Source organism: Pseudomonas siliginis (assembly GCF_024072275.1).
GTDB lineage: Bacteria > Pseudomonadota > Gammaproteobacteria > Pseudomonadales > Pseudomonadaceae > Aquipseudomonas > Aquipseudomonas siliginis.
Genome location: NZ_CP099598.1, coordinates 5,871,980 through 5,884,770, shown reverse-complemented (window position 1 = coordinate 5,884,770; position 12,791 = coordinate 5,871,980). Strand labels below are relative to the sequence as shown.

11 protein-coding genes are annotated in these 12,791 nt (G+C 60.6%); 9 read left to right on the top strand and 2 right to left on the bottom strand.

Going from position 1 to position 12,791, the window contains the following annotated elements; translation table 11 throughout:
• Positions 1 to 45 precede the first annotated feature (45 nt).
• Both NF676_RS27090 and NF676_RS27085 read left to right on the top strand, forming a co-directional pair.
• Positions 46 to 291 carry a GlsB/YeaQ/YmgE family stress response membrane protein gene (locus NF676_RS27090; protein WP_016772475.1) on the top strand — a complete coding sequence of 82 codons (246 nt, stop codon included), beginning with the start codon at positions 46 to 48 and terminating at the stop codon, positions 289 to 291.
• Positions 292 to 384: 93 nt separating this feature from the next.
• Positions 385 to 921, top strand: coding sequence for a DUF3299 domain-containing protein (locus NF676_RS27085; protein WP_056790934.1), 537 nt, complete (start codon positions 385 to 387; stop codon positions 919 to 921).
• A 213-nt stretch (positions 922 to 1,134) separates the two neighbouring features.
• Here NF676_RS27085 and NF676_RS27080 read toward each other — a convergent pair whose 3' ends face one another.
• Together NF676_RS27080 and NF676_RS27075 are read right to left on the bottom strand one after the other, a co-directional pair.
• Positions 1,135 to 2,034 (bottom strand): D-hexose-6-phosphate mutarotase, encoded by a 900-nt coding sequence (locus NF676_RS27080; RefSeq protein WP_150637181.1) that lies wholly within the window; start codon positions 2,032 to 2,034, stop codon positions 1,135 to 1,137.
• Between the two features lie 57 nt (positions 2,035 to 2,091).
• Positions 2,092 to 2,496 (bottom strand): acyl-CoA thioesterase, encoded by a 405-nt coding sequence (locus NF676_RS27075; RefSeq protein ID WP_003229628.1) that lies wholly within the window; start codon positions 2,494 to 2,496, stop codon positions 2,092 to 2,094.
• A 377-nt stretch (positions 2,497 to 2,873) separates the two neighbouring features.
• Here NF676_RS27075 and NF676_RS27070 point away from each other — a divergent pair, with 377 nt between their 5' ends.
• The 7 genes from NF676_RS27070 (at position 2,874) to NF676_RS27040 (ending at position 12,603) form a co-directional block, all read left to right on the top strand.
• Positions 2,874 to 4,172, top strand: coding sequence for an MFS transporter (locus tag NF676_RS27070; protein WP_110599782.1), 1,299 nt, complete (start codon positions 2,874 to 2,876; stop codon positions 4,170 to 4,172).
• Between the two features lie 234 nt (positions 4,173 to 4,406).
• The gene (locus tag NF676_RS27065; RefSeq protein ID WP_016772480.1) at positions 4,407 to 5,405 is read left to right on the top strand and encodes a phosphate ABC transporter substrate-binding protein PstS; all 999 of its coding nucleotides are present in this window, start codon (positions 4,407 to 4,409) and stop codon (positions 5,403 to 5,405) included.
• Between the two features lie 252 nt (positions 5,406 to 5,657).
• Positions 5,658 to 7,943: an ABC transporter permease subunit gene (locus tag NF676_RS27060; protein ID WP_024014834.1), complete on the top strand. Its 2,286-nt coding sequence runs from the start codon at positions 5,658 to 5,660 to the stop codon at positions 7,941 to 7,943.
• A 16-nt stretch (positions 7,944 to 7,959) separates the two neighbouring features.
• Positions 7,960 to 9,630, top strand: a complete 1,671-nt coding sequence (pstA, locus tag NF676_RS27055) for a phosphate ABC transporter permease PstA (RefSeq protein ID WP_016772481.1) — start codon at positions 7,960 to 7,962, stop codon at positions 9,628 to 9,630.
• Between the two features lie 143 nt (positions 9,631 to 9,773).
• Positions 9,774 to 10,607, top strand: coding sequence for a phosphate ABC transporter ATP-binding protein PstB (gene pstB, locus NF676_RS27050; protein WP_041476597.1), 834 nt, complete (start codon positions 9,774 to 9,776; stop codon positions 10,605 to 10,607).
• A 119-nt stretch (positions 10,608 to 10,726) separates the two neighbouring features.
• Positions 10,727 to 11,488 (top strand): phosphate signaling complex protein PhoU, encoded by a 762-nt coding sequence (phoU, locus tag NF676_RS27045; protein WP_016772483.1) that lies wholly within the window; start codon positions 10,727 to 10,729, stop codon positions 11,486 to 11,488.
• 176 nt (positions 11,489 to 11,664) lie between these two features.
• Positions 11,665 to 12,603 (top strand): response regulator, encoded by a 939-nt coding sequence (locus NF676_RS27040; protein WP_056790928.1) that lies wholly within the window; start codon positions 11,665 to 11,667, stop codon positions 12,601 to 12,603.
• Positions 12,604 to 12,791: the final 188 nt, after the last annotated feature.

Below are 12,791 nucleotides of genomic sequence, written 5' to 3'. Positions count from 1 at the left end.
CACTGGCTAGTCTTTCGCATATCTTCCAAATCAGAGGGAAATGCCATGGGAATTATCGGAACCATCTTTATCGGCTTGATCGTCGGCCTGCTGGCTCGGTTCCTGAAACCGGGCGATGACAGCATGGGCTGGATCATGACCATCCTGCTCGGTATCGGCGGTTCGCTGGCGGCCACCTACGGCGGCCAGGCTCTGGGCATCTATCAGGCGGGCGAGGGCGCGGGTTTCCTCGGCGCACTGGTCGGCGCTGTCGTGTTGCTGGTGATCTACGGTCTGATCAAAAAGAACTGATCGAAAGCGACAAAGCCCTCTCGGCCAGCGCGGCCGGGAGGGCTAGAATGCGCGGCGACTCACCGTCCATTCCTTTGCCTGCCGAGCACCTTCATGCGCCGTCTTCTGTTGACTCTCCTCTTGCTGGGCAGCTATCTCGCCCACGCCGGCGAACTGCCGGAAACCGACTGGCTGGAACTGATGCCCAAGTCGGATCAAAAGGCCCTTGAGGCCATGCCGGAAATCGACCACAACTCCCCCGAAGCCACCGGCACCTTCACCGAGAAGGGCGGGATGAAGCAGGCCAAGGGTCTGCCAGCGGTGATGTATTCGACGAAAACCGTGGCGTCAATGAACGACAAGCACATCCGCATCGGTGGTTACCCGGTGCCGCTTGAGTCGGATGCCAAGGGCCGCAGCACGCTGTTCTTCCTTGTGCCGTATCCGGGCGCCTGCATCCACGTGCCGCCACCACCGCCGAATCAACTGGTGCTGGTGCGGTATCCAAAAGGGTTGAAGCTGGAGGACATCTACACACCGCTGTGGGTGACCGGCACGCTTAAAATCGAAAAGGTCAGTAATGACCTGGCGGATGCGGCGTATGCGCTGGAGGCGGAGAAGGTGCGGGTGGTGCAGGAGGCTGACCTCTAAAGCGCGCCGCACATAAATTTGGGAGCGAGCCTTTGTGGTGAGGGAATTTATCTGTGGTGAAGGGATTTATCTGTGGCGAGGGGATTTATCCCCGCTGGACTGCGCAGCAGGCCCCAGCTTTTGATTTAAAAAAAAGCGGGGGCAGCTTCGCGACCCAGCGGGGATAAATCCCCTCGCCACGGGGCTCTTTGCCCTTTTGTATTGCGCTAGAGCTTAGAACGGCGTAGCGGCTACGCTGACACCCATGGTATGGCTCGCACCCGGCGCCAGGGTCACCAGATCATCCATCACATTCGCCGTTTCGATGCACAGCATGCGCTGCCAGCCATCGTTGTCCATGTCCGGCAGTGCGGCGGCGCGGTCGATCCACGGGTTCCAGATCACCGCAGTGCGCGAGCCGGTAGAGGTCAGCACGATGCGTCGTTCCCAGGTCGCATCAACGATGCTCAATTGCGGCGGAACGTCGAGGTAGATGCGGTCGGTCTCGCCGGCGAAATGCAGATCGCCGCTTTGGCTGGCCGTGTTCCAGTCGTCCAGGGTCTCGATGTAGTTGAGCCCGGCCACGCCGTCGACATGCACATTACGCACGTCACTCACGGCGAAATAGGTGTGCAGCGCCTGACTCAGCGTGACGCTGTCAGTCCCCCGGTTATGGCTGGTCAGACTGTAATGCAGTTGATCCGCCAGATGCAGGGTCAGGGTCAGATCGACTTCGTGGGGCCAGCCCGGCAGGCCACCTTCCGGGTAGGGCAGCTTGAATTCGACCTTGATGCCGTCAGCCTCTGATTCGATGTTGCCCAACTCCCAGTCCATCGCCCGCACCAGACCGTGCGCGGGGGCCGGCTGCTCGCCGGTGTACATGGCCTGCACGCTGCTCGGGTTGCGTTCGAATTTGCCAAACCACGGCCAGCACACCGGCACGCCGGCGCGGATGCTTTTGCCGGTCTTGAACTCGGCCTTGTCGTTGAGCCAGATGATCGGCGGCTGGCCGTCGATCTGATAACTGAGGATGTGCGCGCCTTGCTGGGCCACCAGCACTTCGGCCTTGCCGTGGCGGATGCGCCAGCAGTTCAGTTCATCCTGTTTCACGGCTTCAACGTTGGGCGTGTTCATGGGCAACTCTCGATCAGACACTGGGGACGACTATCGACCGCAAAACGGTCGCGAGGTTTAACGCGCGCGTGGCGGCACCGAACGGGTGCGACCGCTGCCGTCGATGGCGACGAAAACGAAAACCGCTTCGGTGACCTTGCGCCATTCGCTGGAGAGTGGGTCATCGCTCCACACTTCGACCATCATCTGGATCGAGCTGCGTCCGATTTCCAGGGTCTGGGTATAAAAGGACAACTGCGCGCCGACCGCGACCGGGACGAGGAACGCCATGCGGTCGATGGCGACAGTGGCAACGCGGCCACCGGCCACCCGGCTGGCCATGGCGGTGCCGGCCAGATCCATCTGCGCGACCAGCCAGCCGCCGAAAATATCGCCAAAGCCGTTGGTTTCGCGGGGAAGTGCGGTGATTTGCAGGGCCAGGTCGCCCTGTGGGATCGGATCTTCTTGTTCGAGCTCTATCATGCCGAGGGGCCTCTGACCCATGACTCTTCGTGGGTATTGCGAGTGGTAGCCGTCTTCAAGAAAAACGATTCAACACCGAACACACTGCGTTCGTCACGTTTTCCATCAGGCGCCTAAAGGGAAACTCTGCGAAAAAGGCTAAATCCCGAGCAAAGGACGGGCCAACAACGTTTTCGCACAGCAACCTCTTACAAATCCTGCGCAGGTGGCGAGTATATCGGTCGATAGACCCCGCGACGACCACCCGGTTCTGATTTCGACCGTCAATTACGCGCCTCTATGTGCTTTTTCGAACAATTTGCTATGGTGCCGAACCTGTCCAAGCCACCGCCAGCGTTGTTGTGGCGACAGATTCGACTATAAGAGAAGCCCTTGCCATGACCACAGCGCCTTCGAGCCTCGCGCAGCCCGAGCAACCCGCACGACCGTTGACCCGCAATGACTACAAGACTCTGTCGCTGTCCGCCCTTGGCGGGGCGCTGGAGTTCTACGATTTCATCATCTTCGTCTTCTTCGCCACCGTCGTCGGCAAGCTGTTCTTCCCGGCCGACATGCCCGAGTGGCTGCGGTTGATGCAGACCTTCGGCATCTTCGCCGCCGGCTATCTGGCGCGTCCTTTGGGCGGCATCGTCATGGCGCACTTCGGTGACCTGCTGGGGCGCAAGAAGATGTTCACCCTGAGCATTTTCATGATGGCCGTGCCGACGCTGATCATGGGGCTGCTGCCGACCTACGCGCAGATCGGCATCTGGGCGCCGATCCTGTTGCTGCTGATGCGGGTGATCCAGGGCGCCGCTATTGGCGGTGAGGTGCCGGGAGCGTGGGTCTTCGTTTCCGAACACGTACCGCAAAAGCACATCGGTTATGCCTGCGGCACGCTCACCAGCGGCCTGACTGCCGGCATCCTCCTCGGCTCGCTGGTCGCCACTGCGATCAACAGCATTTATACGCCAGCCGAAGTGTCGGATTACGCTTGGCGGATTCCGTTTCTGCTCGGCGGCGTGTTCGGCCTGTTCTCTGTGTACCTGCGCCGCTGGCTGCACGAAACTCCGGTGTTCGCCGAACTGCAATTGCGCAAGGCACTGGCCGAAGAAGTGCCGTTGCGCGCGGTGCTGCGTGACCATCGCGGCGCCATCGCGATTTCGATGCTGCTGACCTGGCTGCTCTCGGCTGGCGTCGTCGTAGTGATCCTGATGACCCCGACCGTGCTGCAAACGGTCTACCACTTCTCGGCGACCACGGCGCTGCAAGCCAACAGTCTGGCGATCGTCTTCCTCAGCCTCGGCTGCATTGGCGCCGGCGCGCTGGCCGATCGTTTTGGCGCCGGTCGCGTCTTCGTATTCGGTTGCCTGGGCCTGCTGATCAGCTCCTGGACCTTTTACCACAGCCTCGCCGACCACCCGGACTGGTTGTTCCCGCTGTACGCATTGACCGGTTTGCTGGTCGGCACCATCGGCGCGGTGCCGTACGTGATGGTCAAGGCGTTCCCGCCGGTGGTTCGCTTCAGTGGCCTGTCGTTTTCCTACAACGTCGCGTACGCGATCTTCGGTGGCCTGACGCCAATGGTGGTGAGCCTGCTGCTGAAGGAAAGTGCAATGGGGCCTGCCTACTATGTGGCAGTGCTGTGCGGGATGGGGATTCTGGTAGGCGCCTGGCTCTGGAAGAAGGGGCGCTAAAGCCCAGGATCTACTCCACCAATACCGGCCACTTCGCGAGCAGGCTCGCTCCCACAGTTGGAATGCATTTCAATTGTGGGAGCGAGCCTGCTCGCGAATGGGGACGCCACAAATCATCCAGCAAAACCCGATGCTGGCCTTTCATCCAATTGTCATATTTCAGCCATAGAGTGTTCACATGGCCTGCTGATACTTGGCCCCGACTTAACACACCCTATCTGCTAGGAGTAAGGCATGAAACTGAAGCGTTTGATGGCGGCAATGACTTTTGTCGCTGCTGGCGTTGCGACTGCCAACGCGTTCGCCGCTGTTGACCCTGCTATCCCGAGCTACACCAAGACCACTGGTGTGTCGGGCAACCTGTCCAGCGTCGGTTCCGATACCCTGGCAAACCTCATGACCCTGTGGGCCGAGAACTACAAAAAAGAATACCCGAACGTCAACATCCAGATTCAGGCTGCCGGTTCTTCCACCGCGCCACCTGCACTCACCGAAGGCACCGCTAACCTGGGCCCGATGAGCCGCAAGATGAAGGACAACGAGCTGCAGGCTTTCGAGCAGAAGTACGGCTACAAGCCGACGGCGATCCCGGTTGCCGTGGATGCCCTGGCCGTGTTCGTGCACAAGGACAACCCGATCAAGCACCTGACCATGGCTCAGGTCGATGCGATCTTCTCCTCGACGCGCCTGTGCGGTGCCAAAGCTGACGTCAAGACCTGGGGTGACCTGGGCGTGACCGGTGACCTGGCCAACAAGCCGGTCCAGCTGTTCGGCCGTAACTCGGTGTCCGGCACCTACGGCTACTTCAAGGAAGAAGCCCTGTGCAAAGGTGACTACAAGCCAAACGTCAACGAACAACCAGGTTCGGCGTCGGTGGTGCAGTCGATCAGCAGCTCGCTTAACGGCGTCGGCTACTCGGGCATCGGCTACAAGACCGCCAGCGTGAAAACCGTAGCCCTGGCCAAGAAAGAAGGCGGCGAGTTCATCGAAGACACCGAAGAAAACGCCCTGAACGGCAAGTATCCGCTGTCGCGCTTCCTCTACGTTTACGTCAACAAAGCCCCGAACAAGCCTCTGGCCCCGCTGGAAGCCGAGTTCGTGAAGCTGGTGCTGTCGAAGCAGGGCCAGGAAGTGGTAGTGAAAGACGGCTACATCCCGCTGCCAGCCAAGGTTGCTGCCAAAGCACTGGCTGACCTCGGTCTGCAAGAAGGCGGCGCTGTCGCCAAGAAGTAACACCGCAGATCCGGGGCAACCCCCCGGACCTGCTGGAACCGTGTAGGAGCTGACGAGTGAAACGAGGCTGCGATCTTTTGATCTGGCCTCTGATCGCAAGATCAAAAGATCGCAGCCTCGGTTCCCTCGACAGCTCCTGCACAGGTTTCACAACCTCGAATTCTCGACTCCGCTGCCGGACTTCCGGCTGGCGGATTTGCTGCGTCACTGCACTGTCATCTTTCTGTCATACAGGATCGCTAGGGTGTGCGCATGAATGATCTGGCCAATTCCCCAATGACTACGTCTTCCCCTCCCAAGCGCATTGATTTCAATACGCCTGAGCTGCAACGCAAGCGCCGCATCCGCGCGCTCAAGGATCGCTTCACCCGTTGGTACGTCCTCGTTGGCGGCCTGGCGGTGCTCGCGGCCATCACCCTGATCTTCTTCTTCCTCGCCTACGTCGTTGCGCCACTGTTTCAAGGCGCCGACCTGACCGCGAAAGACTCGATCACCCCGGCCTGGATGCAGGACGCGGGCAAGCCGCTGATGATCTCGCTCGAAGAGCAGAATCAGGTGGCCATGCGTGTATCCGACAAGGGCCAGGCGCTGTTCTTCGATCTCGACAGTGGCGCTGAATTGAGGCGTGTCGATCTGCCGCTGCCTGCGGGCGCCACTGTGACGTCTATTGGCGAAGACCAGCCGGGTCATCCGCTGGTGGCCGTGGGTCTGTCCAACGGTCAGGCGCTGGTGTTCCGTCATACCTATAAAGTCAGCTATCCCGATGGCAAGAAAACCATCAGCCCGGCCATCGAATATCCCTATGGCGAGGCGCCAATTGCGCTGAACGAAAGCGGCGGCGCGCTGGAGCATGTCAGCCTCAACGCCACCGACTCGACGCTGATGCTGGTCGGCTCCACTGGCTCGCAACTCAATGTGCTGTCGCTGACCAGCGAAGAAAACATGATGACCGGCGAAGTCACCAACGAGCAGACGCGCATCGATCTGCCGCAGATGACCGAGCCGGTGAAAAACATCTTCGTCGACCCGCGCCAGCAGTGGCTGTACGTGGTCAACGGTCGTGCTCAGGCCGACGTGTTCAGCCTGCGCGACAAGAGCCTCAACGGGCGCTACAAACTGCTGGAAAACGCTGACGCCCAAGTCACTGCCACCGCGCAGCTGGTCGGCGGTATCTCGCTGATCGTCGGCGATTCCAAGGGCGGTCTGGCCCAGTGGTTCATGGCTCGCGATACCGATGGCGAGCAGCGTCTGAAGCAGATCCGCACCTTCCAGATGGGCACCACGCCGATCGTTGAAATCGCTGCCGAAGAACGCCGCAAAGGCTTCCTCGCCCTTGATGCCAGCGGCAAGCTCGGCGTGTTCCACAGCACCGCACACCGCACGTTGCTGGTCGATCAGGTGGTTGAAGGCCAGGGCCTGTTTGGTCTGTCGCCGCGCGCCAACCGGGTGATCGTCGAAGCCGGCGGCAAGCTGCAACCGCTGCTGCTCGACAACCCGCACCCGGAAGTATCGTGGAGCGCGCTGTGGAGCAAGGTCTGGTACGAGAACTACGACGAGCCTAAATACGTCTGGCAATCGACCGCCGCCAACACCGATTTCGAACCGAAACTGAGCCTGTCGCCGCTGACCTTCGGCACCCTGAAAGCCGCGTTCTACGCCATGCTGCTGGCCGCGCCACTGGCCGTCGCTGCGGCGATCTACACCGCGTACTTCATGGCGCCGGGCATGCGCCGCAAGGTCAAACCGGTGATCGAGCTGATGGAAGCGATGCCGACGGTGATCCTCGGTTTCTTTGCCGGCCTGTTCCTCGCGCCGTACGTAGAAGGCCATCTGCCGGGCATCTTCAGCCTGCTGATGTTGCTGCCGATCGGCATTCTGGTCGCCGGTTTCACCTTCAGCCGCCTGCCCGAGTCGATCCGCCTGAAAGTCCCGGACGGCTGGGAAAGTGCGCTGCTGATTCCGGTGATCCTGTTTGTGGGCTGGCTCTCGCTGTACATGAGCCCGTTCATGGAGAACTGGTTCTTCGGTGGCGACATGCGCATGTGGATCTCCCATGACCTGGGCATCACCTACGACCAGCGCAACGCTCTGGTGGTCGGTCTGGCCATGGGTTTCGCGGTGATCCCGAACATCTACTCGATCGCCGAAGACGCCGTGTTCAGCGTGCCGCGCGGCCTGACCCTGGGTTCGCTGGCACTCGGCGCCACGCCATGGCAGACCATGACTCGCGTGGTGATCCTGACCGCCAGCCCGGGCATCTTCTCGGCGCTGATGATCGGCATGGGCCGTGCGGTCGGCGAAACCATGATCGTGCTGATGGCCACCGGCAACACCCCGGTCATGGAGATGAACCTGTTCGAAGGCCTGCGCACCCTGGCCGCCAACGTCGCGGTGGAAATGCCCGAGTCGGAAGTCGGCGGCAGCCACTACCGCGTGCTGTTCCTCTCGGCGCTGGTGCTGCTGCTGTTCACCTTCGTCATGAACACCCTGGCAGAACTGATTCGTCAGCGTCTGCGCAAGAAATACTCGTCGCTTTAAGCAAAGGTAGAAGTCTGTGAAACAGAACTCCCTGAAAGGATGGTTCAAGAGCGGCGCCCCGGGCGTCTGGATCAGCGGTGGCGCGGTGTCCATCGCGGTCATCATGACCATTGGTCTGTTGGCGGTGATTGCCGTGCGCGGTCTCGGTCACTTCTGGCCGGCGGACCTGATCCACGCGCATTACGACGTACCGGGCCAGGCCAATCACCTGGTGATCGGCGAAGTGGTGCAGAAAGAAGAAGTACCGCGCGCGCGTCTGAAGAGCGCCGGTCTGCCGGTGCCGGACGAAGGTCCGGAATTCATGACCCGCGAGCTGATCAAGGTCGGCAACCGTGACCTGAACGGCAACGATTTCACCTGGATCGTCGGCGAGTGGCTGACCAAGCAGACCACGCCGCCAGAATTGATGGCGATCGAGCGTCGCGAGTGGGGCAACTTCTACGGCTACCTGGTCAACGTCAAGCAGGATGGCAAGGTCATCGCCGAAGGCGAGGCCGCTTGGCCTGAACTGCAAGCGCGCATCGATCGGGTGAACGATCTTGCTGCTCAACTGAAGACGCTGGAAAAAACCGACATCGGCGCAATCAATGCCGGCCTCGAGCGAATCCGTCTGCACGGGCGCAAACTCGAGCTGGAAGGCAAACTCGACGCCACCGCACAAGCGGACATGGAGTCCGAGCGCGCCGAGCTGGACGCGCGCTACAAGGACATCGAAGCACGTCTGTCTGATTTGCATGCTCAGTTCAACCGCGACGCCTTGACCGCCCGTGACGCCAACGGCAAGGAAATCGAAATCGGTCTGGGCAAAGTGGTTCACGCTTACCAGCCGAACGGCATGAGTACCTTGACCAAGGTCGGCTTCTACTTCAGCAAGATCTGGGAATTCCTCTCCGACGACCCGCGTGAAGCGAACACCGAAGGCGGGATCTTCCCGGCGATCTTCGGCACCGTGATGATGACCCTGATCATGGCGATGATCGTTACACCGTTCGGCGTGCTGGCAGCGGTGTACCTGCGCGAATATGCCAAGCAGAACACCCTGACTCGCGTCATTCGTATCGCGGTGAACAACCTCGCCGGCGTACCGGCGATCGTTTACGGCGTTTTCGGTCTGGGCTTCTTCGTCTACGTGCTGGGTGGTTCGGTCGACCGCTTGTTCTTCCCTGAAGCACTGCCAGCGCCGACCTTTGGTACGCCGGGCCTGCTCTGGGCCTCGCTGACCCTGGCGCTGCTGGCGGTGCCGGTGGTGATTGTGGCGACCGAAGAAGGTCTGGCGCGGATTCCTCGTACCGTGCGTGAAGGCTCGTTGGCCCTCGGCGCGACCAAAGCGGAAACGCTGTGGAAAATCGTTATCCCGATGGCCAGCCCGGCCATGATGACCGGCATGATCCTCGCCGTCGCCCGTGCCGCCGGTGAAGTGGCGCCGCTGATGCTGGTGGGTGTGGTGAAACTGGCGCCGTCGCTGCCGGTGGACGGCAACTACCCGTACCTGCACCTGGACCAGAAGATCATGCACCTGGGCTTCCACATCTATGACGTCGGCTTCCAGAGCCCCAACGTCGAAGCAGCCCGCCCGCTGGTGTACGCCACCGCGCTGCTGCTGGTGCTGGTGATCGCGACGCTGAACCTGTCGGCGGTGTATATCCGCAACCACCTGCGCGAAAAATACAAAGCACTGGATAGCTGATTTTGCAGCACTGATTTTTATGTGGGAGCGAGCCTGCTCGCGAAGGCATCACCGCGGTTTCATAGACAAACCGCAGCGCCTGAATCGCGAGCAGGCTCACTCCTACAAAACCGAACCGAATTTGTTAGCACAGGGAGCCTCCCATGCAGCACGAAACACACAGCCACGGCATCAACATGTCTGCCCTGGGCCGCGACAAGCAGAGCCTCAACCTGGCGCAGGAAACCGTCGCCATCGAAGTGCCGGGCCTGAGCCTGTACTACGGCGACAAACAGGCACTGTTCGACGTCAGCATGAACATCCCGAAGCAGCGTGTGACCGCGTTCATCGGCCCGTCCGGCTGCGGTAAGTCGACGCTGCTGCGTACTTTCAACCGGATGAACGATCTGGTCGACGGCTGCCGTGTCGAGGGCGCGATCAACCTGTACGGCAACAACATCTATCGCAAGGGCGAAGACGTTGCCGAACTGCGTCGTCGCGTCGGCATGGTGTTCCAGAAGCCCAACCCGTTCCCGAAGACCATCTACGAAAACGTGGTCTATGGCCTGCGCATCCAGGGCATCAACAAGAAGCGCATCCTCGACGAAGCCGTTGAATGGGCGTTGAAAGGCGCAGCACTGTGGGACGAGGTCAAAGACCGCCTGCACGACTCGGCGCTTGGCCTGTCCGGTGGTCAGCAACAGCGTCTGGTGATCGCGCGCACCATCGCGGTCGAGCCGGAAGTGCTGCTGCTCGACGAACCTTGCTCCGCTCTCGACCCGATCTCGACGCTGAAAGTCGAAGAGCTGATCTACGAGCTGAAGTCCAAGTTCACCATCGTCATCGTGACCCACAACATGCAACAGGCGGCACGGGTGTCCGATTACACCGCGTTCATGTACATGGGCAAACTGGTGGAATTCGGCGACACCGATACCCTGTTCACCAATCCGGCGAAGAAGCAGACCGAAGACTACATCACCGGTCGCTATGGCTGATTGGGGCAGCTGCACGCCGCAAGCTTCAAGCGGCAAGAAAGAATTGGTGCGATATCAGGACTTACACATAACTGCTTGAAGCTTGCAGCTTGAAGCTTGCAACTTTCGCGGAGCGAACAATGATTTCCAAAGAAGGCCTTACCCATCACATTTCCGCGCAGTTCAACGCTGAACTGGAGGAAGTGCGCAGCCACCTCCTTGCCATGGGCGGGCTGGTCGAGAAGCAGGTCAACGACGCGGTCACGGCGCTGATCGAGGCCGACTCCGGCCTGGCTCAGCAGGTCCGTGAGATCGACGACCAGATCAACCAGATGGAACGCAACATCGACGAAGAATGCCTGCGCATTCTCGCCCGTCGTCAGCCGGCAGCCTCTGACCTGCGTTTGATCATCAGCATTTCCAAATCGGTGATCGACCTCGAGCGTATCGGCGACGAAGCCACCAAGATCGCCCGTCGTGCCATCCAGTTGTGCGAAGAAGGTGAAGCGCCGCGCGGTTACGTCGAGGTTCGTCACATTGGCGACCAGGTGCGCAACATGGTTCGTGATGCACTGGACGCCTTCGCGCGTTTTGACGCCGATCTGGCCTTGTCGGTGGCGCAGTACGACAAGATCATCGACCGCGAATACAAAACCGCCCTGCGTGAGCTGGCCACCTACATGATGGAAGACCCGCGCTCTATCTCGCGGGTGCTGAGCATCATCTGGGTCCTGCGTTCACTGGAGCGCATCGGCGATCATGCGCGCAACATCTCCGAACTGGTGATCTACCTGGTGCGCGGCACCGACGTGCGGCACATGGGCCTCAAGCGTATGAAAGAAGAAGTTGAAGGCACAAGCGCTGAAACCGCTAATGTTCCGGGCGAAGCTGACGATAAGTAAGATTGCCTGAGAAAAGCGCCCGGCCCTCTGGCCGGGCGTTTTTGTTTCTGCTTTTCAGAAGCGGATTCGAATTAAAAGCAGCACCCGCGAACGAAAAGTCCCGGCGTGACTGAAGAGTTTTGGCAATGTGCCATCAGCCAGCGTTATGCTTGCCGGGATTTTAATAGGGGTGTTGGATGAGCAAGATCAGTGTGTTGGTCGTGGACGATGCTTCGTTCATTCGTGACCTGGTGAAAAAGTGCCTGCGTAATTACTTCCCGGGGATCCGCACCGAGGACGCCATCAACGGCAAAAAGGCCCAGGCCATGCTGGCCAAAGAGGCTTTCGACCTGGTGCTGTGCGACTGGGAAATGCCGGAAATGTCCGGCCTCGAACTGCTGACCTGGTGCCGCGAGCAGGACAACCTCAAGACCATGCCGTTCGTCATGGTCACCAGCCGTGGCGACAAGGAAAACGTCGTGCAGGCGATTCAGGCCGGCGTATCCGGTTACGTCAGCAAGCCGTTCACCAACGAGCAGCTGCTGACCAAGGTCAAGCAGGCACTGAACAAGGTCGGCAAGCTCGACACCTTGATGAACAGCGCGCCGACCAAAATGAACTCGGCGTTCGGCAACGATTCCCTGAGCGCACTGACCGGCGGCAAGCCTGCCGTGGTCGGCGGCGCTGCGGCCAGGCCTGCCGCTGCCGCTACTGCACCCGCTCCAGCCGCTGCGCCGTCGCGCGGTTTGCTCAACAGCCCGCCAGTTCAGGCGCCCGGTGCATCCAAGGCGCCGGTGGGCGGTCGTGGTCAGGGCCAGTTGCGCCTGCCGAGCGGTACTCAGCAATGCGTGATCAAGGCCTTGAGCATCAAGGAAGCCCTGCTGGTAGTGAAGCGCACCGAAACCCTGCCGCAGATCCTCGACAGCGCCGTGCTCGATCTGGAGCAGGGCGACAACGCCGAGATCGCGCGCCTCAATGGTTACCTGCACGCCATCGTCGCCCACGAGCAGAAAGCCGACAGCGACTGGCTGCAACTGACCTTCCGCTTTGTCGACCAGGATGCGCAGAAGCTCGACTACATCTCGCGCCTGATCGCCCGGGGCACGGCGCAGAAGCACTTCGTGCCCGGCGCGTAAGCTTCGTCGCCCGATAGGCCGCCTTCGCGAGCAGGCTCGCTCCCACCCTGGAACGCATTCCAAATGTGGGAGCGAGCCTGCTCGCGAAGGGGCCAGCCAAAACACCACTTGTCTCCCGTGCTCTGATCGTTCCCACGCGCAGCAAAGGAATGCCTCAACCGGACGCTCCGTGTCCTCTGTGCAGGGGA